This is a genomic window from Anaerotruncus colihominis (genome assembly GCF_010206195.1).
Lineage (GTDB): Bacteria > Bacillota > Clostridia > Oscillospirales > Ruminococcaceae > Anaerotruncus > Anaerotruncus colihominis_A.
Genome location: NZ_VIQT01000006.1, coordinates 1 through 26,360 on the forward strand (window position 1 = coordinate 1; position 26,360 = coordinate 26,360).

Below are 26,360 nucleotides of genomic sequence, written 5' to 3' on the forward strand. Positions count from 1 at the left end.
GCGCCGCTTTAGCGGCGCCGTCCCTTATTTAATATTTTTCAAGCTCCAGAACGCTGGAGATTACGCGCCCTTGACGATCGCCTCACAGCGGGATTCGCAGGTGACAATCGCGCCGGTTGGGCAAGCGGTCACGCAGTTGCCGCAGTTGACGCATTTCTCCGGATCGATCGAAGCCAGGTTGTCTGTAACGGTGATTGCACCATGCTCGCAGGTACGCTCGCATTTTTTACAGCCAATGCAGCCGTTCTTGCAGACCTTGCGCGTAAACGCGCCTTTATCGTGCGAGCTGCATCCAACATAGACCGTGCTGGAAGCCGGGATAACTGTGATCAGGTGGTTGGGGCAGGCCTTTGCACACATGCCGCAGCCGACACAGGCGGCCTTGTCGATCACAGCGATACCGTCGACAATCGAAATCGCTCCGTACTGGCACACATTAATGCAATCCCCGTAGCCGAGGCAGCCATGCGAACAACTGCCCTTGCCCTGATAAAAGAAATTGCAGGCCGCACAGCTCTGTTTCCCCTCATAATCCATCACACTGTCGGTTGCATAGCAGTTGCCGGAACAGCGCACAACAGCATATTTCGCTTCCACGCTTTCGGCCGCAACACCCATAGCCGCGCTTACGCTAGCAGCAACGCCTGCGCCGCCAGGCACGCACAGATTTGTCTTTGCGCCGTCGTGAGCGACGGCCTTGGCGTAATCGTCGCATCCGGCATATCCGCAGGCGCCGCAGTTGGCGCCGGGCAGCTCGGCACGGACGCTGTCAAAGAGTTCATCGGCGGGCAGCGCCATTACCTTAGCTGCGACAACCAACACAATCGCGCAGATCAGGCCGATACCGCCTACGATGACCACTGGGAACATTATCGAAGCCATCATGAAACCTCCCATTATTTGAACAGGCCGTCAACGATCCCGCTGAAGCCCATAAAGCTGACAGAGCAGATCGCAGCCGCCGTCAGTGTGATCGGGATGCCCTGATACGCCTTGGGGATGCTTTCGGCCGCAGCGTCCACACGGGAACGCACACCCGAGAAAATCACCATGGCCAGCATAAAACCAAGGCCGGAACCGATCGAGTTGACCATTGATTCAAGGAAGTTGTAACCCTCGTCGAGGTTGAGGATTGTAACGCCAAGCACGGCACAGTTTGTTGTGATCAGCGGCAAATAAATACCGAGCGCCTTATGCAGCGCGGGAATGTATTTTTTCATCACGATCTCAATGAACTGGACGAGCGCCGCAATGATCAGGATAAATGCAATCGTCTGCAAATAATCCAGCCCGTTCGGAACGAGCAGATATGTGTAGATCGGCCATGTGGCGGCTGTTGCAAGCGCCATAACGAAGGTAACGGCAACACTCATGCCGAACGCGGAATCCAACTTTTTGCTGACGCCCAAAAACGGGCAGATGCCGAGGAACTTTGCAAGGACATAGTTGTTGACCAAAACCGCGCTGACAATGATAATCAAATATTGCTTCACTGATCAGCACCCCCTTCCCGGACAGCGGCGCATGCGGAAGCTGCCGGACAGCCTGTGCAGCCGAATTCCTTTTTCTTGATCGCCTTACCGTGCGTCAAATGATTGACGGCCGCGATTAAAAATCCAAATACGAGGAAACCGCCGGGAGCCAACAGGAATACGATAATCGGATCCCACAGGTTGGCCGTCAGCGTGACGCCCATCCAGGTGCCGTTTCCGATCAGCTCGCGGATGGAACCCATGCAGAACAGCGCCAGCGTAAAGCCAAGGCCCATGCCCACGCCGTCGAGCGCCGAGGCGAGAACGGTGTTCTTATTGGCGAACATCTCGGCGCGGCCAAGGATGATGCAGTTAACGACGATCAGCGGCAGATAAACGCCGAGCGCCTTATCGAGTGACGGTGCATATGCCTTGACAAGAAACTGCACGATCGTAACAAACGCCGCGATGACGACAATGTAACATGGGATGCGTACAGAATCCGGGATGACCTTTTTCAAAAGCGAAATAACGATGTTCGAACCGATCAAAACGACCATCGCCGCAATACCCATGCCGATACCGTTTACCGCCTGGGTTGTAACGGCCAGAGTCGGACAGGTACCGAGGATCAACACGAGCGCGGGATTTTCTTTCAGAATACCGTTGGTAAGAATCTTCCAATAATTTGTCTTTGGTTTATCAGACATGGTTCACGCCTCCTCCTCTGCCGTTGTCGCACCGGCCACTGAATCAACAGCCTGGCCAGTCACAGCTCCATACGCCTGATAGGCGGTTCCAACACAGCGGATAAACGCATTTGAGGAAATCGTCGCGCCTGTAATCGTCTCGACACCCTCAAGGGCGGAATCTTTACCGATAAACTGGCCGGTGAAGGCAGCATCGCCCGTCTTGGAACCGAGTCCCGGCGTTTCACTGTTGTCAAGCAGCTGTGTCCCAGTGATTTTGCCGTCGGCTCCGATGCCAACCATCACAACATACGCGCCGCCGAAGCCCTTATCCTGCACCTGAAACGCGTAGCCAAGCCCGCCGGATTCTTTGGCCGCGAGCAGAACGCCCTCGACACCGTCGACCGTGATCTCCTCAAAACTTCCGGCGCCCGGCAGAACCGCCGCCATGGCCGCATCCGTGGCCGCCTTGGTGGCCGCATCAATTGTATCCTTCGTCATCGTGTAGGTTGCGCCGAGCAACGCGGAGGAAACAATACAGATAATGGTCAGAACAATAACTGGTTTTATAAGTTTCATATACACGCGCCCCCTTACTGTTTCTGCTCAAAGACAGCGCCGAACGGCTTGGTGATCGTCAGGCTGTCGATATGCGGCGTCAGGATATTCATCAGGAGGATCGCGAAGGACATGCCTTCCGGATAGTTACAGAAGGAACGAATGACCATTGTGATAAACCCGATGCCGATCGCGAAGATGACCTGGCCCTTTGTCGTAACCGGACTGGTCGAATAGTCGGTCGCCATGAAGAACGCGGCGATCATGACGCCGCCGGAGAGGATCGCATAAAACGGATCCTGGCCGAACAGCAGCGCAAACACGAAAATACTCGCAATCAGCGTTACAGGAATCTCCCATCCGATAACGCCCCTCCAGATCAAAAACGCGCCGCCAATAACCAGCGCGATCACACAGGTTTCACCCATCGAACCGCCGCGCTGGCCGATCAACATCTGCCAAAGCGAAGGGAGCGCGTCTGTCTGACCAGCCGAAATCAGTGTGAGCGGCGTTGCTGTCGCCAACGCGTCAACGCCGCGCGGAGCTACCCATGTTGTCATCTGGCCGCCAAACGACACAAGTAAAAACACGCGCGCCGTCGCCGCCGGGTTGGCAAAGTTGCAGCCGATGCCGCCGAACAGGCATTTAACGACAACAATCGCCATAAAGGAGCCGAATGCCGCCATCCAGAACGGAAGCGTAACCGGCAGATTGAACGAAAGAATAATGCCTGTGACAACAGCGCTACAATCACCGATGGTCTGTTCGCGCTTTGTCACCTTATTAAACAGATACTCAAACAGAACGCTGAATACAACGCAGACGGCCGTCAACGCCAGCGCGCGCAGACCGAAGAAGTAGATCGCCGCAATCATCGACGGCATCAGGGCCACCGAAACGGTGAGCATGATTTTGCGTGTCGAGATACTGTCCTTTACATGCGGGGACGGGGTGATCATGAGCTTCGACTGTTCCTGCGTCTGCTCCTGGTTTTCCATTACATTCGTAGCCAAAACAATACCCTCCTATCCTTACTTTTTCGCGGTCGCCGCGCGTAGCATTTGCTTGGCCATCTTGTTGGTGAAGGTCAAATTGCGCTTTGCGGGGCAGACAAACGAGCAGCAGCCGCACTCCATGCACAGCATCACCTTGAGCTTTTGGAGCATCGCGATGTTCTCACTCTCATACGCCTTTTCGATCTGGCGCGGCAGCAGGTGGTACGGACAATTCTGCATGCAGCGGCCGCAACGGATGCATGGGTGTTCCGGCTCCACGACGGTTTGCGACTCGTCGAACGCAAGCAGGGCGTTGTTGTTTTTCAGGACAGGATACGCGGCGTCAAACACGAGCGTTCCCATCATCGGGCCGCCCATGATCAGCTTTTTGGCAGGACGCTTGTAGCCGCCGCAGAAAGCAATCACATCGGAAAAATGCGCGCCGATCGGGGCGATGACGTTTTTCGGCTCAGCGATCGCACCGCCGTCAACCGTCAGCATTTTAGTGATGAGCGGCATACCTGTGCGCAGATACTGGCCGATAAAGGCAGTTGTTGTGATGTTTTGAATGATGATGCCCGCGTCGGCCGGGAGCATCCCCTCTTTGATGACGCGTCCGGTCGTCTCATAGGCCGCGACCTTTTCAGCGCCCTTTGGATAAATCGCGTGCAGGCTGCACACCTCAATGCTGCTGTCGTCCTTTGCCAGGCGGCGCAGCATCTCGATCGCCTGGGGTTTATTGTCCTCAATGGCGATCTTAACCTGTGTAATACCGACATATTTTTTGATCGCCTCAATACCATCGAGCACATCCTGCGGGCGCTCGATAATCGTGCGGTAGTCGGACGTTATGTACGGCTCGCATTCAGCCGCGTTGACAACGAGCGTATCCACCTCGGACAGATTCTTGGGGTTCAGCTTGATGTGCGTGGGGAAACCGGCGCCGCCCAGGCCAACCAGACCGGACTCTTTGATCGCCTGTACAAATTCGGGATGATTTGAGATCACTGGGGGCTTTACATTTTCATCGACCGTCTGTTCGCCGTCCGTCTGGATGATCACCACCTGGCTGCGTCCGCCGTTCGATGTGACGATCTCCTCGATCGCCGAAACGGTCCCCGATACGCTGGAATGGATCGGCGCGCTTAAAAACGCGTCGCTGTCGCCGATCTTTGTCCCGACCTTCACAGTGTCGCCCTTGGCCACGATCGGCTTGCAGGGCGGACCCATGTGCTGCGACATTGAAATGCATACTTCCTTGGGAAGCGGCAGCTCAACGCCCGGACAATTTTCCGTGTTCTTGAAGTGCGCGACATGCGCGCCCTTCAGCGTTTTCTGCAAAACACTCATTTTCCCATATTGCCTCCTCTAGAGATTTCAGAAACCGCCATACCATGGCAGCTTCCTCCCGTAAACTGGCCTTTGATTTCCGCCCTGCCCACACAACAAGCAGACGGACCGCTCAAAGGCCGCTTTGATACGGGCTTTATCGTCAGTTGACCCCATATGGCGTCAAAAGAAGATCCGATTAAAATGCGGCATCAGGCCACGCAAAAGTACTCCTGTCAATACGCCCATGGCGATTCCAAACAGGATAAGCGCCGGAAAATAATAAAACACCATCGTACTTTTCAGTACAACCGCGGCCATGAACAGCTGTCCGGCATTGTGCGCCAAGCCGCCGCAGATGCTTATAAAAAGATAACTGCGCTTTTCACGCGCCGCGCCGAGCAGCAGCATCACCGTCACGGACGCCAGCCCGCCTGCAAGGCTCATCGCGGCGCCGACAGCGCCGCGTGTAAGCAGCACAAACATGCTTTTCAGCACAGCGATCGTATACGCCTCGCGCCGTCCCAGGCAAAACAGGCAGTACATCGCAACAATGTTGGAAAGCCCTATTTTTAGCCCTGGAACCGGCAAAGGAGGGAGCAAGGCCGACTCCGCAAAACTTAAAACAATCGAAAGCGCAAACAGAAGCCCCATGGCCGCCGCGCGCGAGGCCCGGTACTTCATGTCGTGCCCCCGGATATAAATGTATATGTGCCGCTCTTGTCGGCCGGAACAACACGCTCACGCAGGTTTTCCGTAATATAAACATTCTTGTCCTGATCGACCACGATCAAGCCGCAGCCAAGGCTGTTGAGCCTCTCCAGCACAAACGACCGGCCCTTTATAAACAGCCATGTGGACATGAAATCAGCAAACGCGCCGTCCTGCGAAACAACGGAAACAGACATCAGATCCGTCCGGGCCGGATAACCCGTCGCAGGGTCCAGGATGTGGTGATAACGCACGTTATCGTTCATAAAATAGCGTTCGTAATCACCGGATGTGGCCATCGTGGCGTCCTCCAGGAGGACCGCGGCAATATAATCGTTTTCACTGCCGCGCGGGTCGCGCAACCCAAACCGGAACGGCTGTCTCACTGTCCTGCCGGTCTGATCCGCGACCGGCTTTTGGCCGATTGTCATAATGTTGCCGCCGATTGAAATAAAGCCTGATTCAATACCGTTTTCCCGCGCGATGCGATCGGCTGCGCTGCACGCAAACCCCTTTGCGATCCCGCCGAGATCGACAGATTGTCCCTCCCGCCGCAGCATTGCAGAGCGCGTCTCAGGCTCGAGCAGGATATCGCGGTAGTTAACCAGTTCCAACTGGCTGGCGATTTCCGCACTGTCTGGAATATAAGCGCGGCCGCGGGTGATCCCCCAGACCCGCGCCACCGGCGCAATGGTCACATCAAAAACGCCGTCCGTTTCCGCCCCATACGCCGCGCAGCGTTCCAGCAGCTCATATGTATCCTCGGAAAGCGGAACAAACGCCTTTCCTGCATTTTGGTTGAGCGCGGCGATCTCCGAATTATCTATGTACATCGACATCCTGTTTTCGATGTCGCGCAGGGCAGCGTCAACCGCATCCTTGGCTTGCGGTCCGTTCTCGCCGAAAAATTCATATTCAATGAACGTATCCATGATAAAAGCCACGCCGGTTGTTACCATGCGTTCGCGCTCAGAGGCCCGCCGCTGCGCCAACGCCCTGGCAGCAAGCCCCGCCAGGCCGGCCAACAGGACCGCTGCGATCAGAAGGCCGGCGGCCGTCCTGCCCAGTTTTTCACGCTTCGACAAGCCTAAAAATCCTTTCAGTGAATCAATCGAAGACACCCCGCGGGAGGCGGGGTGTCTTCTGGTTCAAAGCCAAACGCTTGATATACAGACAGCAATCACTTGCCGTCCTGCTCGGACGACGCCTTGTCCCCATCTTCCTCGTCGTCGAGGTCGAATTCCAGAAGCTCGCCGCAATTGGGGCAAGTCGTCTGGCCTTCCTCAAGCATATCGGAATCAATACATACGATATCGCCGCATGTCGGGCAGCAGACCTCATAAATGTCGCCGTCTGCGCAATCCTCGTCGTCACAGCCGCAGCCGCAATCATCACAGCCGCAGTCGTCGTCATCCAGTTCGTAAAAATCCTGCTCAAGCGAACCGAGATCCTCGTCGATCGTATCAACCTGTTCGCTGAGTTCGTCGATTTGAGCCTCAAGGTCGGAAACGGTCAGCGCCATGTCGTCAAATGCGTTGACCAACGCATTGATGACCTTTCCCTCCTTGGTGGAATCGTCGATGCCCAGTCCTTCCGCAAGACCCTTGATATACGCAGCTCTCTCCGTAATCGTCATGGCTGTCAACCTCCATTCGTTTCAAATGTTTATGGAAAAGCGGCGCTTACGCACGCTCCATATACTCGCCGGTGCGGGTATCCACCTTGATGTGGTCGCCCTCGTTGATAAACAGCGGCACGCGGATTTCCGCGCCTGTCTCAAGCGTCGCGGGCTTTGTGGCGTTGGTGGCCGTGTCGCCCTTGAAGCCCGGATCGGTCTGTGTGACCTCAAGCTCGATAAAGAACGGCGGCTCGACGCCGAACACGTTGCCCTTATACGACAAAACCTTCACGTCCATATTTTCTTTCACAAACTTGAAGTTATCTCCAAGCGTGGAAGCCGAAATCGGGATATTCTCATATGTCTCGTTATCCATAAAGTAATACAGGTCGCCATCCCTGTAAAGATACTGCATGTCCTTGCGCTCGACGAAAGCAGTCGGATACTTGTCCGTCGGGTTGAACGTTTTCTCCGTCACAGCGCCCGAGATCACATTGCGGATCTTGGTGCGGACAAACGCCGCGCCCTTTCCAGGCTTTACATGCTGGAATTCAATAATCTGTACAACGTTCCCGTCCATCTCGAACGTTACGCCGTTTCTGAAATCGCCGGCAGAAATCATATAGTTACCTCCAAATGTTCTGACACGCCTGCCCGCAGGCCGCGGCGCATCACCCTGTTTAACACTCTAATTCTATATGAAAAAGATGCTGAATGCAAGCCCCTTTCTCACATAATTCTTGCTATAATACCAACAAATCCCTGTCAGATGCTGTCAAATCCTCACAGCCGTCCTGCGTCACAAGCACCATATTCTCTGTGCGCACGCCAAACCGCCCCTCCAGGTAGATCCCCGGCTCAACGGTAATCACCATACCTGGCGCGCAGACATGGGCGTTTTCCGGCGCGAAAGCGGGCGTCTCATGAATCTCCAGGCCGAGCGAGTGACCCGTACCATGTCCAAACGCGCCGCCATAACCTGCCTGCGCGATGACCCCGCGCGCCGCCGCGTCCACATCGCCGCAGACAGCGCCTGGCCGCACTGCGGCGATCGCCGCTTTCTGCGCCTGCAAGACAATGTCGTAAACGCGGCGCTGCTCCTCGCTCACAGCTCCGACGGCCACTGTACGCGTCATATCCGAGCAATATCCGTCTACAACGCAACCGAAATCCATTGTGACGAAATCGCCTTTCTCAACCGCCTTGTCCGTCGGCACACCGTGCGGCATGGAGGAATGCGCGCCCGATACGACGATATAGTCGAATGCCGGGCGCTCCGACCCATGCCGGTAGGTGTAATCGAGCAGCTCCCCCGCGATCTGCCGGTCGGTCATCCCTGCCCTGATATAGCCGCAGATGTGCGTAAACGCGTCGTCGGTGATCTTCTGTGCGGCGCGGATGGACGTAAGCTCCCGCGGCGATTTGACCGCCCGCAGGGCGCGCAACGCCTCGCCGGCGCGTGTGTCAGAAAACAGCTCGACATCCGTCAGCCGCTCCTTCCACCGCGCGTACTCCGCGAGCGTCATATAATCGCTTTCAACCGCCAGCCGCCGGACGCCGTGCCGTTTGAGCAATTCTCCGATCTGCCTGTAAAGCTTGTCCTGTAAAATCACCTCGCAGCCGGAGCAAATGGCACGCGCCTTTTCAAAGTAGCGGAAATCGATGATAAAATACGCTCCCAGGCCGCGCAGAACCAGCAATGTACCAGCTGACGACTGCATCCCCGTCAAATAGCGGCGGCCGACCTCAGATGTGATCAGTACGCCTTCGATTTCCTCCGGAAGCCGTTCAAGCAGCGCCTCAGTCCTGTTTTCCATTGTGATCCTCCTCCATAGCGAGCAGCGCGTCGACCGCAAGCCTGTAGACGTTTTTCCCGAAGCCATAGACGCCCCCGACGCATACCGGCGCAATCACCGAGGTGTGGCGGAACGGCTCACGCGCATGGATATTGGACAGATGTACTTCAACAACCGGCGTGCGGATAGCGGCGATCGCGTCACGGATGGCGATGCTGTAATGCGTGTATGCGCCCGCATTGAGCACAACGCCGTCAAAACCTGCGTGCGCCTTCTGTAGCTGATCGACAATATCCCCCTCGTGATTTGACTGGAAAAATTCACAATGGACGCCGCGCCCGGCGGCATACTCCCTCAGCTCTGCGCTGATCGCCTCCAGTCCGGTCATTCCATAGACGCCCGGTTCCCGGATGCCCAGCATATTCAGGTTTGGTCCATTGATCACAAGCAGTTTTTCCATGATGACACCCCTTTATGTCCCATCGGTTAAAAATCGCCGTCCGGCACACGCCCTAACGCCGCGCGCCGGACGCGCCGCCGCGCAGGATCAGGCGTTCAAGCGCACGCTTGAAGCGGAAAAACGGGAAGGTCTCCAGCTCGATCGGGTCGACCATCACCGATGTCACGCCCGCCAGGCGCGCGCATAGCACGTCCGTAAAGATCTGATCGCCTACGATCGCCAGTTCGCTTTTTTTCGCGCCCAGACGCGCAAGCGCACGGCGCACGCCGCCGCCAAGCGGCTTTTTCGCATTGGCAATGCAGCCAAGCCCGATCAGTTCAGCGAATGGTTCAACACGCGCCGGCTTATTGTTTGAAAGGACCAGAAGCCGCACGCCCGCCTGCTGCATCCGTTCAATCCACGCGCGCGCTTCAGGTCCGATATCGGGATTGTCATGCGTTGTCAGCGTGTTGTCGACATCGAGCAGCAGCACAGTCAGCCCATGCTGGGCAAGCCATTCGGGCGTGATCTGCCAGGCGCGCTCAAACCTGTATTCCGGCCAAAACAGGCGCATGGTTTCCCCCCTCTATTTCCGGCTGCGGCGCAGCCAACCTGCAACGAACAAAACGGATGGGGACGCGCCCCATCCGTTTTTATCGCTTGATTATTTGAACTTGCGTTTACGGGCAGCCTCAGATTTCTTTTTGCGCTTTACAGAAGGCTTCTCGTAGTGCTCTCTCTTGCGGACTTCAGCAAGAACGCCGGAGCGGGCGCAGGAGCGTTTAAAACGCCTCAGAGCGCTGTCCAAAGACTCATTGTCCTTGATTCTGATTTCTGACATTTACCAATTCCCTCCCCACGCCGTCTGGCCTGACTCTGTCAATCCTTCCGTTGTGGTTGGATAACAGCTTTTATTATACTATGACGAGGTATCCTTTGTCAAGCAATTTGCTCCATGTTCTATTGTGGTTTTTCAACAAAATTATACAAAAAGTTTATCGCGCCACAATGTTCACGAGCTTGCCGCTGACGACAATTTCCTTTACGATTGTCTTGCCCTCTATTGCGCGCGCGATCTCCGAACACGCCTTCGCCGCAGCAAGCGCCTGATCGTCGCTGCAATCGGCGCCGACCATGACGCGCGCTTTGATCTTGCCGCATACCTGCACCGCGATCTCCACCTGCGCGTCACGGCATTTGTCCGGGTCGAACACGGGCCATTTCCGGCCGCTTAACATCCCGTCAAAACCAGCCTGCTCCCACATCTCCTCGGTCATGTGCGGTGCGAACGGGTTGAGCAGGAGCAGCAGCGTTTTCAGCTCCGTGGCATTGATCTTCCCATGGTCATAGATATCGTTGAGCAGGGACATCATCGCCGCGATCGCTGTGTTGAACTTGAGCGATTCGATGTCCTCCGTCACCTTTTTGATCGTTTTATGCAGCGCCGGTTCAAGCGCGGCGGAATAGGCTTCGCCCGGCTCCAGGCAGTCAAGCAGCCCAAACACACGCTCCAAGAAGCGTTTACAGCCCTTGATTGAACTCTGCGACCATGGCGCGCTCTTTTCAAAATCGCCGATAAACATCTCATAAAGGCGCAGCGTATCCGCGCCGTAATCGCGCACGATATCGTCAGGATTGACGACGTTGCCGCGCGATTTGCTCATCTTTTCGCCGTTCTCGCCCAAAATCATGCCGTGGCTTGTCCGCTTGGCATAAGGCTCGGGCGTTGACACGATGCCGATATCATACAAAAACTTGTGCCAGAAGCGTGAATAGAGCAGATGCAGCGTCGTATGCTCCATGCCGCCATTATACCAGTCGACAGGCATCCAATAGTCGAGCGCCTCTTTGGAAGCCAGCTCCTTATCGTTGTGCGGGTCGCAGTAGCGCAGGAAATACCACGACGATCCGGCCCACTGGGGCATTGTGTCCGTCTCGCGCCTGGCCGGAGCGCCGCATTTCGGGCACTTGACGTTGACCCAACTGTCGATCGCGGCCAGAGGCGAATCGCCGTCGCCGGTCGGCTCGTAGCTTTCGACCTCCGGCAGACGCAGCGGCAGCTCGCTTTCATCGAGCGGCACATATCCGCAGTGGTCGCAATGGATGATCGGGATCGGCTCGCCCCAGTACCGCTGGCGCGAAAAGACCCAGTCGCGCAGCTTGAAGTTGACCTTCGGCTCGCCCTTTCCATTTTCAGAGAGCCAGCCGATGATCTTCTTTTTCGCCTCCTCGACCAAAAGGCCGTCGAGCATCCCGGAATTGACCATGACGCCCGTGTCGCAGTTGGTATACGCCTCCTGCTCAACATTGCCGCCCTGCACGACCTCAACGATTGGCAGCCCAAACTTTTTGGCGAACTCCCAGTCGCGCGTATCATGCGCCGGGACTGCCATAATCGCGCCGGTGCCATACGACATCAGAACATAATCGGAAATAAAAATCGGAATCTCGGTCCCGTTGACAGGATTGACGCCGCAGACGCCCTCCAGGCGGACGCCTGTTTTATCCTTGACAAGCTCGGTGCGTTCAAAGTCAGATTTTTTGGCCGACTCCCGCTGATAGGCGCGCACCGCGTCCAGATTGCCGATGCGGTCCGCCCATTTTTCGATATACGGATGCTCGGGCGAAATGACCATATACGTCGCGCCGAACAGCGTGTCCGGGCGCGTCGTATAAACAGTCAGCGTATCGCCGGCCGTCGTGCCGAAATGGACCTGCGCGCCCGTCGAACGGCCAATCCAGTTGCGCTGCGAAATCTTGACGCGGTCGATATAATTGACCGTGTCGAGATCGTCCAGAAGCCGCTGCGCGTATTCTGTAATCTTGAGCATCCACTGGCTTTTGACCTTGTGGACAACCTCGCTGCCGCACCGCTCGCAGACGCCGTTTACGACCTCCTCGTTGGCCAGCACGACCTTGCAGCCGGTGCACCAGTTGACCGACATCTCCTTCTTATACGCCAGCCCGCGTTTAAAAAGCTGGAGGAAAATCCACTGCGTCCACTTATAATAGGACGGATCAGTCGTATTGATTTCGCGCGACCAGTCAAAGCTCAGTCCCAGGCTTTTGAGCTGCGCCTTGAACCGCTGTACATTGTCGTGCGTCACCTTTTCCGGGTGGATGTGATTTTTAATCGCGTAATTTTCAGTGGGCAGCCCAAAGGCGTCCCAGCCCATCGGATACAGAACATTGTAGCCCTCAAGGCGGCGCTTGCGCGCCACAATATCGAGCGCCGTATAGGAGCGCGGATGGCCCACATGCAGCCCCTGTCCCGAAGGATACGGAAACTCCACAAGCGCGTAATACTTTGGCTTTGTGTAGTCGTCCGAGGCCGCAAACGTGCCCTGCGCCTCCCAGATGTCCTGCCACTTCTTTTCAATCGATGCGAAATCGTACTTCAATTTGTACACTCCCCGCCGCCGCAAAACGCCCGCGGCAAATTCTATTGCATCCGCGGCCGCAAGCGGCCCCGGTCATCCGATCGTCAAAGGCGCGCTCAACCGGGCGCAAGCTCCACTCTGGGCGCGTCCGCCCAAAGGCGTTCAAGCCCATAAAATTCTCTCGCCTGCTCGTGGAATATATGGACGATCACATCGTAATAATCGAGCACAATCCACATACCTGACTGATAGCCTTCAATACGCCGCGGTTCCTCGCCGAGCGCGGAAAGGCCCTCCTCCACGGCGTCCGACAGCGCCTTGACCTGCGTGTCCGAACCGCCGGACGCGATGACGAAATAATCGCCGATCGTCGTCAATTCGCGGATTTCAAGCGCCATAATATCCTTCGCCTTCTTTTCTGAAAGAAAGCGCGCAATCTTCATAACCATCTCATTGGATGTCATCCGTTTCACCTCCAGACGGACGTTTCATGTCAGCCGGCCAGGGGCTGTTTGCAAAAAATTCAGCAATTCCTCTATTTTCAAACAAGCCCTAATCCGTCATATAAGCGTTATAAGCCTCGAATGTATCCCGGCTGACGCCAAGCGAGCGTTCTACCAGATCGCGCAGGGCAAAGCGCATCGCTTCCTTCATCGCGGGGCGAAGCGCCGTTTCAGCCAACGCGCGCATCGGCAGAATATCCGGATAATCGCGGTCTTCGCTTGTCAGATCGGCCAGATATACCACCTCGTCAAGCGCGGTCATCGCGCCGCACGCGGTTGTATGGTAGCAGACGGCGTGAAGGATCTCGGCGTCGTCGATCCCGAGCGTCTCCCGGATATAACCGCACGCCGCCATACCGTGCCAGGTCTTTGGCTGCGTCCTCTGTACGCTGTCAAGAATGATACCATACTTTTCGAGCCAATGCAACTGCTCATCGCGCGGCATCTCCTTGCAGATGTCATGCATCCAGCCGGCAACCATCGCCTTTTGTTCGTCGCAGCCGTACAGCCGCGCGAGTTTCTGCGCCTGCCTGACAACACACTGCGTATGGAAATACCGCTTTGCTGAAAGTGTCTTTTTCGCAAGTTTGTCCAGCTTTTTCAAATCATAATCCATCACGACGCGCCCCGCTTTCATTGAGAATCGGGGGCTGCATTTTGTCCCGTAACGGGAGCGTTAAAACAGCCCCTTGGATGATTGATACAGCCTGTTTTCCATGATATAATCCGCCACCTCCGGCGGAACAAATCCCGCAAGGCTTTCGCCTGCCTGCACACGCGCGCGCACCTGTGTCGATGAAAACGGCAGAGGTTCGAGCGCGACCAGCTCGATTCGCGCGCCAAGCCGCTCAAGCCGGGCGGCCTCGGCGCGCAGCGCCTGCATCTGTCCCGGGCTGCGCGCGCCCGCGCAGATCACCGCGTCCGCAATAATCCGCCGCCAGTCATACCATTGCGTCAGCGATAAAAACATATCGCTTCCCATAATCAGGTAAAACGCATCGCCGGGATTTTCTCGCGCAAGCTGCATGAGCGTATCGACGGTGTAACTTTTGCCGCCGCGGCGAAGCTCGATATCGCAGACGCGGCAGACCGGGTCGCCCTCAAACGCGAGCCTGCACATATTCAGACGGTGACAACCGTCCGCAAGCTGGCCACCCGCCTTATGCGGCGGCAGATAGGTCGGGATCACCAGAACCCGGTCCAAATGGAGCGCAGCGGCGTATGTCCGCGCCAGCAGGACATGGCCGCAATGGATTGGGTTAAACGTACCGCCGAACACGCCCGTGCGCATCAGTCAAGCTCAATCCGCGGTTTTTTGTCGTTTCTGCGGTACAGGACAAATTTACCGCCAATCACCTGGACAACCTCGGCGCCTACGGCGGCAGCCAGCCGTTCAGCCGCTTCACGCACCGACTCCGGACAGGTTTCCAGCACGCGCAGCTTAATCAGCTCGCGCGCCGTTAACGCGTCGTCGACCTGCTTGACCAATGTGTCTGCGACGCCGCCCTTGCCCACCTGTAAAATGGTGTCCTCCGTGCTTGCCAGCCCGCGCAGCTTCGCGCGCTGTTTGCTTGTCAGCATACTGGTCTCCTCATTTCTTTATTGATTCCCGCATCCCTGCGAAAGCTTCTCTGCAAATGCGCGCAGGGCCTTTCCTCTGTGGGATACCGCGTCCTTTTCCGCATCGGAAAGCTCCGCGAAGCTTCTGTCCCCGACCATGAAAATCGGGTCGTAGCCAAAACCGCCTTCCCCGCGCGGCGCATGGCCGATGACGCCCTCGCAGCATTCCTCCGCGTCGATGCGCGTCCCGTCCGCGCCGATATAGCAGATATGCGCGACAAAGCGCGCCGTGCGTTTTTCATCCGGCGCCTGCGCAATCTCCTCGAGCAGCAGCTTGATCTTCTCGCTGTGCGGCAGATCCTCTCCGCCGTAACGCGCCGAATAGACGCCCGGCGCGCCGCCGAGCGCATCGACGCACAGACCTGAATCGTCTGCGACAGCAGCCTTCCCGGTCAGCCTGTGGACAGCCTGCGCCTTGAGGAAAGCGTTTTCGGCAAAGGTTTCGCCGGTCTCCTCCACCGCGAGCGCGGGGCACACATCGCTCTGCGCCGCGATCTCAATGCCGAGCGGCGCGAAAATCCGTTCAAACTCCTTAAGCTTATGACGGTTTCCCGTCGCGGCGATCACCTGCATCAATCGTCCGCCTCCGTTTCCCGGCCGCCGAACAGCGCGTCGACAAAATCGGCCGCGTTAAATGGCCGCAGGTCGTCGACCTGTTCGCCGACGCCGATATATTTGACCGGCACCTCAAGCTCCTGCCTGATGCCGATGACAACGCCGCCGCGCGCCGTGCCGTCGAGCTTTGTCAGGATGATGCCCGTGATACCTGCAGCCTCCTTGAACTGGCGCGCCTGATTGAGCGCGTTCTGTCCGGTCGTCGCGTCGAGCACAAGCAGTACCTCAACATCGCAGCCGGGCGCCTCGCGCTGGATTACACGCGAAATTTTCGACAGCTCGTCCATCAGATTTTTCTTGTTGTGCAGCCGGCCGGCCGTATCACAGATGATTACGTCCGCGCCGCGCGCGCGGCCGGCGGTGATCGCGTCGAACACGACGGCGGCCGGATCGGCGCCTTCCGACTGGCGCACCATCTCGACGCCGGCGCGGTCCGCCCAGACCTGGAGCTGGTCGATCGCCGCCGCGCGGAACGTGTCAGCCGCGCCGAGCAGCACCCGCTTGCCCTGTGCTTTGAGGCTGGCCGCCAGTTTGCCGATGGTCGTCGTCTTGCCCACACCGTTGACGCCGATCACAAGCACGATCGACGGCTTTGTTGAAATCGAGAGCGCCTCGCCGCCAGCGAGCATGTCCGCGATGATCTCCTTGATCAGTTCTCTGACCTCCGCGGCGTCCGTGACGCCGCGCTGCTTGACGGCCGCGCGCAGCCTACGGCAGATTTCTGCGGAGGTCGCAACGCCGACATCCGACATGATCAGCGTCTCCTCCAGCTCCTCAAACAGCTCCTCGTCGATCTTTGCAAACGAATTGACAATCGCGTCAACCCTGCGTGCCATCGATTCGCGCGTTTTTTTCAGCCCCTCGGCCAGTCTCCCGAAAAATCCCATATTGTCCCTCCCGGTCTTGTATTATTGAATACCGAGTTTGCCCTCGATTTCCCCGACATTCAGCTCCAGCAGCTTGGAAACGCCTTCCTCCTGCATCGTTACGCCGTAGAGCACATCGGCCTCCTCCATGGTTCCGCGGCGGTGGGTAATTGTAATGAACTGCGTTTTGTTGCAGAGCGTGCGTAAATATTGCGCGTATTTGACGACATTCACATCATCAAGCGCCGCCTCGATCTCGTCAAGCAGGCAAAACGGCGACGGCCGCACCTTGAGGATCGCAAAATAGATTGCAATCGCCACAAACGCCTGCTCGCCGCCCGAAAGCGCCGACAGGTTCTTAATGATCTTGCCAGGCGGCTGTACAAAAATGTCGATGCCTGATTCCAGCACGTCCGTTGGATCCGCCAGCGACAGGGACGCCTTGCCCCCATCGAATAGCTCTGTAAAAACTATAGAAAAATTTGCGGCAATTTTAGTGAAGTTCTCTGAAAAAATCGCGCGCATATCGCATGTGAGCCGCTCAATCAGCCGCAGCAATTCGGCGCGCGACTGCTCGGCGTCCTCTGTCTGCGTTTTAAGAAATGTATACCGCTCCGACACCTCGTCATATTCCTCGATCGCGCCCAGATTTACGCTGCCAAGCGCCTTGATCTTACCCTTCAGTTCCCCCAAGCGCCTTTGCGCAGCCGGCGTATCCTCCACCGGCCGCGACAGCTCAGCTGCCTGCGAACGCGTCACCTCGTATTCATCCCACATACGCGCGATGATCGCGTCGTATTCGCCCTGCATTGCCGCCTTTTTTTCTTCCAGGCGCGCCAGCTCCCGCGCGGCTGTCTCACGCCGCGCAGCGATCTCCTTTTCGTCCGCGCGCAGCGCGGCGGTACCGGATTCGCACTCGTTGCGCCGGGCTGTGCGCTCTGCAATCTCCGTCCCGATTGTTTCAATCCGCGCGGCGCGCTCCCTGCGCGCGGTATCCAAATCGTCAACACGCTGCCGGATCGCTGCGTTTTCCTCCTCAAGGCGCGCGGCGCGCTCTTTCAACGCGCGTTCCTGCTCCCGGCGGTGCTCCTTCTGTCCGGCAAGCTGTCCCATCATCAGACGCGCCCCGTCGATCTCCTTTTCAAGCGCCGCCGCGGCGACGTTAACCTGCGCGAGCGCCTCCGACGCCTGTTCAAGCCGCGACGCATACGCGTCGCGCCCCTCGTTTACTTCTCCAAGCTGCTGCGCCACCTCGTCAAGCTGGCCTGAAAGCTCCTGTATCAGCCCGTCGGCTGATACGCCGGCGGCGCGCAGCTCGCGCAGCCGGGTTTCAAGCGCTTCATACTCCCTGGCGGCCTGCTCGCGGGCGCGCGCGGCATCCGCCTGCGCCGCCAGTAAACGTTTCTGCTCCGATTCGCACCGGATGCGATCCTCCTGCGCTGTGGCAAGCTCTCCGTCAACGCCCGAAATCGCCGCCTGCGCGGCGGAAAGCTCCTCTTGAACGGCCCTGATCTCGCCGTCGAGTTGTTCCAACCGCCCCGTGCAGGCCTTTGCCTGCGCGCGCAGCGATTCAATCTCCTGCGCGCGGCTGAGGATTCCCGCGCTGCGCGCCGTCCAGCCGCCGGTCATCGAGCCGCCCGCGTTGACAACCTGCCCGTCGAGTGTCACAATGCGAAATTTATAGCCGGCGCGCCGCGCCAGCGCGACTGCGCAGTCGATGTCGCGTACAATGGCGATACGCCCAAGAAGCTGCGCCACAACACCGTTATAGCGGCTGTCGCACTGCACCAGATCGGCCGCGACGCCTACAAATCCATCGGCGGATGAGAGCCATCCCTCCGAGAGCCGTCCGCCGCGCACCGTTGTCAGCGGCAAAAACGTCGCGCGCCCTGTTTTGCTCGAGCGCAGCATCGCAATCGCGCGCTTGGCGGCCGTCTCATCCTCAACGACAATATTCTGCATCGCCGCGCCAAGCGCGATCTCAATGGCCAGCGCATGATCCCCGTCGACTTCAATCAGCTTTGAAACAGGGCCGCACACGCCGGACAGCGCGCCCCGGCGCGCCTGTGAGACAACATATTTGACGCTGCTCTGAAAGCCCTCCAGGCTGTTTTCCATATCGGTGAGCAGCCGTGCTTTCTGCAAAAAGCCGCGCGCCTGTTCATCGAGCGCGGCGTGCTGCTTTTTAAGCGCGTCGAGCTTCTCGCCACGCCCCTGGGCACGCAGCAGATAGCCGCGGCGCGTGTTTTGCAGCGATTCAGACGCCGCAAGCAACTCGGCAAGCAGTCCCTTGCAGTCCGCAAGCTCCCGCTCAATCTGCGCAGCGTTTTCATCGCCGGCAGACGCCGTGTTCCGGAGCGTCTCAAGCCGCGCGATCGTCTCGTCAATCAGCGATCCGCTCGACGCCGACGACAGCTTCGCCTCCTGAATACTCTGTGTAAGCCCAAAGCGCCGTTCCTTGAGCGCGTCCGCGCGCGTCCGGCAGTCCTCACGGGCGGCCGTCAGACGCGCAATCTCCTCTTGCGTCTCAGTCTGTTTGCAATGCAGCTTCTCCAGCGACGCCTGTTTGTCCGCAATCTCCGTTTCATATGTACGGATTTGCTCGTCAAGTCCACCGCCGTCAGCATCCGCCTGCCGCAGCTCCGCACCGATCTGTTCGATTGAAGCGCGGTTATGCGCCAGATCGTTCTGCATCACCGCGATATCCGCGCTGCTGTTCGCATTTTCCTCCTCAAGCGTCCGCGCCTGCGCCCGCCGCTCATCAATTTCGACGGAAAGCGCCTGCATATCCGCATACAGGGCGTTGATCCGCTGCTCCACCGCGTCCATCTCTGCCTGAATGCGGTCATGGTCGTCCTTGCAGAGTAGGATTTTGTCCTCCTGTTCCCGCAGAAGCGCCCGCGAACGGTCGAGCGTCGCGATCCAAAGCGACAGCTCCAACGTCTTTTTTTCCTCCGCCAGCGTTAAAAACCGGCGCGCCTTTTCCGCCTGCGCCTGAAGGGGACCAACGCGCGCTTCAAGTTCCGCGAGGATATCGCGCAGGCGCAGAAGGTTTTCCTCGGCGGCCTCCAGGCGGCGCTGCGCCTCCTGACGGCGGTAGCGGTATTTTGAAATACCGGCCGCTTCTTCAAAAATTTCACGGCGCTGTGTGCTTTTGGCGCTCACAATCTCCGCAATGCGGCCCTGTCCGATGATCGAATATCCGTCGCGCCCAAGCCCCGTATCCATAAAAAGCTCATGTACATCCCTAAGGCGCACATTCGTGCCGTTGATGCGGTATTCGCTCTCACCCGACCGGTACAGACGGCGCGAAACGCTCACCTCGGCGCTGTCATAGGGCAGTGCGCCGTCTACATTTTCAATCGTAAGCTGCACATGGGCGTAGCCCTGTGGCTTGCGCATCTGCGTGCCGCCGAAAATCACGTCCTCCATCCTGCCGCCGCGCAGCGTTTTTGTCGACTGCTCGCCGAGAACCCACCGCACCGCATCGGCAATATTGCTCTTGCCGCTTCCGTTCGGGCCGACCACAGCGGTGATCCCATCGTGAAAGGTCAGCCTTGTTTTGTCCGGGAACGATTTAAATCCCTGTATCTCCAAACCGCGAAGCCGCAAACTACACATCCTCCACTTTGACATCCAGGCCGCACACCCCGGCGTCCGGCCTGATTATAATATCGTATCCCATCGCGCGCAGCCGCTGGGCCGGCCGCGCGCCATGCCCGCACAGCTTTGATACGCTTTTCGGCGCGATATGCAGGCGGTACCGTCCCGGCGGCCGCCCGCTTAACAGGCGTTCGGCACATCCGTACAGGAGCGCGCCCTCGCACAGCTCCCGGAACGCCGGATGATACGGCCCGGCGAGCAAATGTTCGGCAAGCGACGGCTGTGCGTGCAGCCCCATGCGGATGACCCGCACGCCGCACGCCTCGAAAAATTCGAGCAAACGCGCGCCGAGCGCCGCAGCCTCCTCATGCGTCTGTGGGCGGTAAAGGCCCGCGCGCCAAAGCGCCGCGAGCCGTGTCCCCTCCAGCACAAGCGTCGGATAGACGCGCACCGTCGCCGGCATAAGCGCCGCAATCAGACGCGCGGACATCAAATCGGACACCTCGTTTGCGCCGTAAAGCCCCGTCATCATCTGAAGGCCCAGTTCCAGCCCGTGCGCCCGCACAAGCGCGGACGCGCGATTTGTATCGTCTGCCGTGTGGCCGCGCCCGTTTTTGGAAAGCACCGCGTCGTCCATGCTCTGCGCGCCAAGCTCGACAGCCGTAACGCCGTAACGCGTGAGCGTGTCAAGCGTTTCATCGTCGATGCAGTCTGGACGCGTGGAAACGCGCACGCCCGTGAACACGCCCCGCCCAAGAAACGGCCGCGCCGCTTCAAGCAGCTCGATCATATATGGGCGTGAGACTGCCGTAAAACTGCCGCCGAAAAACGCGATCTGCGCCGTGCGGCCCTTCTGCGCAAGCTCCCTTTCGGCACGTGCGCACAGCGCGGCCACGGCCGCGCCGTCAGGCGCGTCCCGCGCGCCTGAAATAGCGCGCTGATCGCAGAAGCTGCATTGATGCGGACAGCCCGCGTGCGGCACGAACACCGAAACGTTGGCATGCTTCATCGGCCCATCAGCTTGAGCGCCTCGCGCGCGGCCGCCTGCTCGGCGCTTTTTTTGCTGCCGCCGCAGCCAACGCCGATCACGTTGCTGTTAAGACGCACCTCGACCATAAACTTTTTGTTGTGATCGGGTCCCGACTCGTTGACAAGCACATAGGAGAGCCTCTCCTCCGGATTTTTCTGGATGATCTCCTGAAGCATCGTCTTATAGTCGCTGAACGCCAGATCGTCGCGGTTTTCCAGCGCGTCGACGATATAGCCCAGCACAAACCTGCGCGCAGGCTCGATACCGCCGTCGAGATAAATCGCTGCGATCAGCGCCTCAAACGCGTCGGCCAGAATCGATGGCCGGGTCCGTCCGCCCATCATCTCCTCGCCGCGGCCGAGTTTGAGAAAATCGCCGAGACCGAGCGCCTGTGAAAATTCCCACAGCGATTTTTCACAGACGAGTGCGGCGCGCAGCTTCGTCAAATCGCCCTCCGCCAGATGATATGTGTGGAACAGGTAGTCCGACACGACGATCGAAAGCACTGCGTCGCCCAAAAATTCCTGCCGCTCGTTGCTGGAAATATTCTTTTTTACTTCATTGGCATACGAAGAATGCGTCAGGGCAATATCGAGATACCGCCCATTTTGAAACGTATAACCGATACGGCCCTCTAAGGCGCTTGCAGACGCGCCCTCCTGCCCGGGCCTCACAGGCTGGCGCCCCCGCGCGCCTTGAGCTGCGCGAGCGAACCGACGATCTCCGTGATTACGCCACGCTCGGTGTATTCCTTGGCCTGGCGGATGGCGTTTTTAAACGCCTTGGCGTTCGAACTGCCGTGCGCCTTGATGACCGGTCGTGTAATGCCCATAAGCGGCGCGCCGCCGTATTCGGTATAGTCCATCTTCTTTTTGAACGCCACAACGCCTTTGGCTACAAACAGCGTTCCAATTTTTGAAACAAAATTCCGAAACAATACGTCCTTCAATTCCTTCGCGAACCACGAGCCAAGCCCCTCCGTGAGCTTGAGGACGATGTTGCCTGTAAAGCCGTCGGCCACCGCTACGTCGCAGCGTGTAAACGGAAGGTCGCGCGGCTCGATGTTCCCGATGAAATTGACCGGCGCGTTTTGAAACTGCTGATGCGCCTGCACCTGCAGCTCCATACCCTTCGTTTCCTCCGCGCCGATGTTGATCAGGCCGACGCGCGGATTTTTAACGCCCATGACATGCTCCATATACGCGCTCCCCATAATGCCGAACTGCACAAGCATCTCCGGACGGCATTCCGTGTTCGCGCCCATGTCAAGCAGCATATAACAGCCGTTCTGCGACGGAATGACCGTCGCAAGCGCCGCGCGCTTGATGCCCTTGATGCGCTTGACAAACAGCGACGCGCCGACGACGATCGCCCCGGTGCTGCCCGCGGAAACAAACGCGTCGCCCTCGCCGTTGGCAAGCATCTTCAGCCCGACCGCCATTGTACAGTCGTCGTATGATTTGACAATCTCCGTCGACTCAACCTCGACCGGGATGACCTTTTCCACATCAGCGATCGAAATGCGGTCGAGCGAAATCTTATTCTTTTCACATACATCGCGGATCACGCGCTCGCTTCCGCACGCGATGATATCAACCCCATACTCCTGTACAGCCATCGCGCAGCCCTTTAAAATTTCAAGCGGCGCGTTGTCGCCGCCGAAGGCGTCCACAATCACCCTCATACCGTTATAACCTCCTGACTGTCAACCAGTGTCTGCCTGAGATGAGCAAGCCCCCGCTGTGCGATCAGCAAATATCGCTGCTGCTTGTCCTTCATCCGCTCGTCAAGCGGCGGCAGAAGCCCCATATTCGCGCCCATCGGCTGGAAATCGGCGCAGGCCGGCCCGGAAACATACCGCAACAGCGCGCCGCACATACAGTCAAGCGGCAGCTTCAGAGGCTCTTTTCCCTGTAAGCGCCGCGCAATCTGTCTGCCTGTTAGGATGCCCGACATCGCCGATTCCATGTATCCCTCCACGCCGGTGATCTGCCCGGCAAAATAAATCCGGTCATGCTCGCGCATCCGCATCGTTTCATCAAGCAGCCACGGCGACCCGATAAACGTATTGCGGTGCATCACGCCGTAACGCATAAATTCCGCGTGCGCAAGGCCGGGGATCATGGAAAAGACGCGCTTTTGCTCGCCAAAGCGCAGGTTCGTCTGAAACCCGACAAGATTATAGAGCGTGCCTGCGCTGTTCTCGCGGCGCAGCTGCACAACTGCCCACGGGCGATGGCCTGTGCGCGGGTCGCGCAGGCCGACCGGCTTGAGCGGGCCGTAGCGGATCGTATCCGGGCCACGCCGCGCCATGATTTCAATCGGCATACAGCCCTCGTACACACGTTTTTCAGCCTGGTCAAAGTCGTGCAGCGGCGCAGGCTCGGCTGTACGCAGCGCCTCATAAAACGCCTCGTACTCCTCTTTATTAAAGGGGCAGTTGATATAATCGTCGTCTCCGCGGCCATAGCGCGCGGCGAAAAACACCCTGTCCAGATCAAGCGATTCATACGTCACGATCGGCGCGGCCGCGTCGTAAAAGCTGAGCGTCCCGCCGCACAATTCACAGATGCGCGCCGCGAGCGCGTCCGATGTGAGCGGCCCGGTCGCGATCACCGTCAGGCGATCGAGCGGGATATCCGTCACTTCGCCGGGCACAACCTCGATCAAAGCATGGGCGCGGATATGCTTTGTCACAAGCGCCGAAAACGCGTCGCGGTCCACTGCGAGCGCCCCGCCGGCCGCGACGCCCGTCGCTTCGGCGCAGGCGACCGTCAGCGAGCCGAGTATACGCATTTCCTCCTTGAGCATACCGGCAGCCGAGCCGAGCCGGCGCGCCTTGAGCGAATTTGAGCACACAAGCTCGGCGAACTGTTCACTGTGGTGCGCGGGCGAAAACCGCTGCGGCTTCATCTCGTAAAGGCGCACCCGGATCCCCTGGTTTGCCAGCGCCCACGCGGCTTCGCACCCGGCCAGTCCGGCCCCGATCACATGGACCGTCATTCGTCCGATTCCTTCTTTGGTTTGACCGGACGCGCATAGTCGCAGCCTTCCTTGAGGCAGTGGATCAAGGCGCCGCGCCCCGTCTTTTGGAACAGCGTGGCCCCGCACTTTGGACACGTTTCTGAGAGCGGCTTATCCCATGTCATAAACTGGCACTGGGGATTGTGTTCGCACCCATAGTAGCCCTTGCCGTTCTTCGACTTTTTGGCAAGCACCTTGCCGCCGCAGACCGGGCACAGGCCGCCCGTTTCCTTGACGATCTTTTTTGTATTGCGGCACTCGGGAAATCCGGGACACGCCAAAAATTTTCCGAAGCGACCTGTCTTGATAACCATTTTGCGCCCGCACAGCTCGCAGACGATGTCCGTCTCCTCGTCGGGCACCTTGACGCGCGTGCCGTCCATATTCTTTTCGGCCTGCTCCAGTGTCGTCATAAAGTCGCCGTAAAAGCCGCTGAGCATTTTGGGGTAATCGACGTTCCCCTCCTCAACCTCGTCGAGCGTCTTTTCCATATTCGCGGTGAAGGTCACGTCGACGATCTTGGCAAACTGCTCCTCCATGAGCTTCGTTGTGACCTCTCCGAGCGCCGTCGGCTTGAGCGACTTGTTTTCGCGCTCAACATAACCGCGCGCCAGAATCGTCGTAATCGTCGGCGCATAGGTGCTTGGACGGCCGATGCCGTTTTCCTCGAGCGTCTTGATCAGCGACGCCTCCGTGTAGCGCGCGGGCGGCTGCGTGAAGTGCTGGTTCGGAGTCAGCTCCTTGAGCGTCAGCGCATTGCCTGTCTCCAGCGGCGGCAGTGAAGCCGTATTTTCATCGTCGGTGTCCTTCGACTCCTCATAAAGAACCGTAAAGCCGTCAAATTTCACCGTGAAGCCGGACGCTTTAAACAAACAATTGGCCGCTTCGATATCGACCGCCACCGTGTCGAGCAAGGCGTTGGCCATCTGGCTGGCGATGAAACGCTCCCAGATCAGCTTATAAAGCTTATACTGTTCGGCCGTCAAATCCTTCTTGACGCGGTCGGGCGTCAGCGACGGATCGGACGGGCGGATCGCCTCGTGTGCGTCCTGCGCGTTTTTCTTCGTCTTAAAAACGCGGCGCGTCGCAGGCAGGTACTCCTTGCCGTATGTGTCGGTTATATACGTTTTCGCCTGTTCGGCCGCCTCGTCGGAGATACGCAGCGAATCGGTACGCATATAAGTGATCAGGCCCGTCGCACCGATGCCCTCGATCTCGACGCCCTCGTACAACTCCTGCGCGACCTTCATCGTGCGCCGCGACTGGTAGCCCAGGCGGCGCGACGCCTCCTGCTGAAGCGTAGACGTGATAAACGGCGGCGCCGGGCTTTTACGGCGCACGCCCTTTTTGACATTGCTGACAATATAGTCCGCTCCATCAAGCGACTCGACAATCTCCCTGGCGCGCTTCTCATCCGGAATCGCCGTCAGCTCGAGCTTTTTGCCGTCGATGGCGTAAAGCTTTGCCGGAAAGGGCTTTTTAGCATGGCCCTTCGCCGCAAGTTTTGCGTCGATGCTCCAGTATTCCTGCTGCTTAAACGCGCGGATTTCCTCCTCGCGGTCCATAATGATGCGCACCGCCACAGACTGCACGCGCCCGGCTGACAGGCCCTTTCGCACCTTGCGCCACAAAAACGGGCTGATCTTATAGCCGACAATCCGGTCGAGCACCCGGCGCGCCTGCTGCGCGTCGACAAGCTTGACGTCGATTGTGCGCGGATGATCCATCCCATATTTGACGCCCGACTTTGTAATCTCGTTGAACGTCACGCGGTTAGGCTGGTTCATATCGACGCCAAGCATCTGCGCCAGATGCCACGAAATCGCCTCGCCTTCGCGGTCGGGGTCCGTTGCAAGAAAAATCGCGTCACTTTTTTTGGCGGCCTTTTTGAGGTCCTTGATCAGATCCTCCTTGCCCTTGATATCAACATACATCGGCGCAAAATCATGGTCGACATCGACGCCGAATTTACTTTTGGGCAGATCGCGGACATGGCCCATCGACGCAACGACCTCAAAATCCTTGCCTAGGTATTTTTTAATCGTTTTTGCCTTGGCGGGCGACTCCACGATGACAAGATTGGACAAACAAACCATTCCTTTCCCGGGCCGC

27 protein-coding genes are annotated in these 26,360 nt (G+C 58.1%); all 27 read right to left on the minus strand.

Annotated features, from left to right (window positions below; genetic code table 11):
* Positions 1–60 precede the first annotated feature (60 nt).
* Positions 61–885: an RnfABCDGE type electron transport complex subunit B gene (locus tag FMM72_RS02425; protein ID WP_160209193.1), complete on the minus strand. Its 825-nt coding sequence runs from the start codon at positions 883–885 to the stop codon at positions 61–63.
* 11 nt (positions 886–896) lie between these two features.
* The gene (gene rsxA, locus FMM72_RS02430; protein WP_160209194.1) at positions 897–1,493 is read right to left on the minus strand and encodes an electron transport complex subunit RsxA; all 597 of its coding nucleotides are present in this window, start codon (positions 1,491–1,493) and stop codon (positions 897–899) included.
* Positions 1,490–2,182, minus strand: a complete 693-nt coding sequence (gene rsxE, locus FMM72_RS02435; RefSeq protein WP_162220481.1) for an electron transport complex subunit RsxE — start codon at positions 2,180–2,182, stop codon at positions 1,490–1,492. Before rsxE ends, rsxA begins: the two co-directional genes overlap by 4 nt.
* Before the next feature lie 3 nt (positions 2,183–2,185).
* Positions 2,186–2,740, minus strand: a complete 555-nt coding sequence (locus FMM72_RS02440) for an FMN-binding protein (protein WP_160209196.1) — start codon at positions 2,738–2,740, stop codon at positions 2,186–2,188.
* Between the two features lie 14 nt (positions 2,741–2,754).
* Positions 2,755–3,717, minus strand: coding sequence for an RnfABCDGE type electron transport complex subunit D (locus FMM72_RS02445; RefSeq protein ID WP_160209301.1), 963 nt, complete (start codon positions 3,715–3,717; stop codon positions 2,755–2,757).
* Positions 3,718–3,750: 33 nt separating this feature from the next.
* Positions 3,751–5,064 carry an electron transport complex subunit RsxC gene (gene rsxC / locus FMM72_RS02450; protein WP_160209197.1) on the minus strand — a complete coding sequence of 438 codons (1,314 nt, stop codon included), beginning with the start codon at positions 5,062–5,064 and terminating at the stop codon, positions 3,751–3,753.
* Positions 5,065–5,226: 162 nt separating this feature from the next.
* Positions 5,227–5,727 carry a Gx transporter family protein gene (locus FMM72_RS02455; protein WP_162220482.1) on the minus strand — a complete coding sequence of 167 codons (501 nt, stop codon included), beginning with the start codon at positions 5,725–5,727 and terminating at the stop codon, positions 5,227–5,229.
* Positions 5,724–6,839 carry an FAD:protein FMN transferase gene (locus tag FMM72_RS02460; protein ID WP_162220483.1) on the minus strand — a complete coding sequence of 372 codons (1,116 nt, stop codon included), beginning with the start codon at positions 6,837–6,839 and terminating at the stop codon, positions 5,724–5,726. The genes FMM72_RS02455 and FMM72_RS02460 overlap by 4 nt, the downstream gene beginning before the upstream one ends.
* A gap of 95 nt (positions 6,840–6,934) precedes the next feature.
* On the minus strand, positions 6,935–7,390 hold the full coding sequence (locus tag FMM72_RS02465) for a CD1247 N-terminal domain-containing protein (protein ID WP_160209200.1): 456 nt from the start codon (positions 7,388–7,390) through the stop codon (positions 6,935–6,937).
* A 46-nt stretch (positions 7,391–7,436) separates the two neighbouring features.
* A complete protein-coding gene (gene efp / locus FMM72_RS02470; protein WP_006875888.1) occupies positions 7,437–7,994 on the minus strand; it encodes an elongation factor P in 558 nt (185 codons plus the stop codon).
* A 121-nt stretch (positions 7,995–8,115) separates the two neighbouring features.
* Positions 8,116–9,189, minus strand: a complete 1,074-nt coding sequence (locus tag FMM72_RS02475) for a M24 family metallopeptidase (RefSeq protein WP_162220484.1) — start codon at positions 9,187–9,189, stop codon at positions 8,116–8,118.
* Entirely contained in the window at positions 9,173–9,628 is a 456-nt protein-coding gene (aroQ, locus tag FMM72_RS02480) for a type II 3-dehydroquinate dehydratase (RefSeq protein WP_162220485.1), read from the minus strand. Before aroQ ends, FMM72_RS02475 begins: the two co-directional genes overlap by 17 nt.
* A gap of 52 nt (positions 9,629–9,680) precedes the next feature.
* Positions 9,681–10,181, minus strand: a complete 501-nt coding sequence (locus tag FMM72_RS02485) for a YqeG family HAD IIIA-type phosphatase (RefSeq protein WP_162220486.1) — start codon at positions 10,179–10,181, stop codon at positions 9,681–9,683.
* 90 nt (positions 10,182–10,271) lie between these two features.
* On the minus strand, positions 10,272–10,448 hold the full coding sequence (gene rpsU, locus FMM72_RS02490) for a 30S ribosomal protein S21 (RefSeq protein WP_006875892.1): 177 nt from the start codon (positions 10,446–10,448) through the stop codon (positions 10,272–10,274).
* 154 nt (positions 10,449–10,602) lie between these two features.
* Positions 10,603–13,008, minus strand: a complete 2,406-nt coding sequence (leuS, locus tag FMM72_RS02495; protein ID WP_162220563.1) for a leucine--tRNA ligase — start codon at positions 13,006–13,008, stop codon at positions 10,603–10,605.
* Between the two features lie 95 nt (positions 13,009–13,103).
* Complete coding sequence (rsfS, locus tag FMM72_RS02500) at positions 13,104–13,451, minus strand: ribosome silencing factor (RefSeq protein ID WP_160209205.1); 348 nt, start codon at positions 13,449–13,451, stop codon at positions 13,104–13,106.
* An 88-nt stretch (positions 13,452–13,539) separates the two neighbouring features.
* Positions 13,540–14,106 (minus strand): bis(5'-nucleosyl)-tetraphosphatase (symmetrical) YqeK, encoded by a 567-nt coding sequence (gene yqeK / locus FMM72_RS02505; RefSeq protein WP_160209206.1) that lies wholly within the window; start codon positions 14,104–14,106, stop codon positions 13,540–13,542.
* 60 nt (positions 14,107–14,166) lie between these two features.
* The gene (gene nadD, locus FMM72_RS02510) at positions 14,167–14,781 is read right to left on the minus strand and encodes a nicotinate (nicotinamide) nucleotide adenylyltransferase (RefSeq protein WP_162220487.1); all 615 of its coding nucleotides are present in this window, start codon (positions 14,779–14,781) and stop codon (positions 14,167–14,169) included.
* Positions 14,781–15,071, minus strand: a complete 291-nt coding sequence (gene yhbY / locus FMM72_RS02515) for a ribosome assembly RNA-binding protein YhbY (protein ID WP_162220488.1) — start codon at positions 15,069–15,071, stop codon at positions 14,781–14,783. The genes nadD and yhbY overlap by 1 nt, the downstream gene beginning before the upstream one ends.
* Positions 15,072–15,089: 18 nt before the next feature.
* Positions 15,090–15,683, minus strand: a complete 594-nt coding sequence (rdgB, locus tag FMM72_RS02520; protein ID WP_160209302.1) for an RdgB/HAM1 family non-canonical purine NTP pyrophosphatase — start codon at positions 15,681–15,683, stop codon at positions 15,090–15,092.
* Positions 15,683–16,612, minus strand: a complete 930-nt coding sequence (gene ftsY, locus FMM72_RS02525; protein WP_160209209.1) for a signal recognition particle-docking protein FtsY — start codon at positions 16,610–16,612, stop codon at positions 15,683–15,685. Before ftsY ends, rdgB begins: the two co-directional genes overlap by 1 nt.
* A 21-nt stretch (positions 16,613–16,633) precedes the next feature.
* A complete protein-coding gene (gene smc / locus FMM72_RS02530) occupies positions 16,634–20,203 on the minus strand; it encodes a chromosome segregation protein SMC (RefSeq protein WP_162220489.1) in 3,570 nt (1,189 codons plus the stop codon).
* 1 nt (position 20,204) lies between these two features.
* A complete protein-coding gene (locus tag FMM72_RS02535; protein ID WP_162220490.1) occupies positions 20,205–21,203 on the minus strand; it encodes an elongator complex protein 3 in 999 nt (332 codons plus the stop codon).
* Positions 21,200–21,898: a ribonuclease III gene (rnc, locus tag FMM72_RS02540; protein WP_162220491.1), complete on the minus strand. Its 699-nt coding sequence runs from the start codon at positions 21,896–21,898 to the stop codon at positions 21,200–21,202. Before rnc ends, FMM72_RS02535 begins: the two co-directional genes overlap by 4 nt.
* Complete coding sequence (plsX, locus tag FMM72_RS02545; RefSeq protein WP_160209213.1) at positions 21,895–22,908, minus strand: phosphate acyltransferase PlsX; 1,014 nt, start codon at positions 22,906–22,908, stop codon at positions 21,895–21,897. The genes rnc and plsX overlap by 4 nt, the downstream gene beginning before the upstream one ends.
* Positions 22,905–24,227, minus strand: a complete 1,323-nt coding sequence (gene trmFO / locus FMM72_RS02550; protein WP_162220492.1) for a methylenetetrahydrofolate--tRNA-(uracil(54)-C(5))-methyltransferase (FADH(2)-oxidizing) TrmFO — start codon at positions 24,225–24,227, stop codon at positions 22,905–22,907. Before trmFO ends, plsX begins: the two co-directional genes overlap by 4 nt.
* Positions 24,224–26,344, minus strand: coding sequence for a type I DNA topoisomerase (gene topA / locus FMM72_RS02555; protein ID WP_162220493.1), 2,121 nt, complete (start codon positions 26,342–26,344; stop codon positions 24,224–24,226). Before topA ends, trmFO begins: the two co-directional genes overlap by 4 nt.
* Between the last annotated feature and the right edge of the window lie 16 nt (positions 26,345–26,360).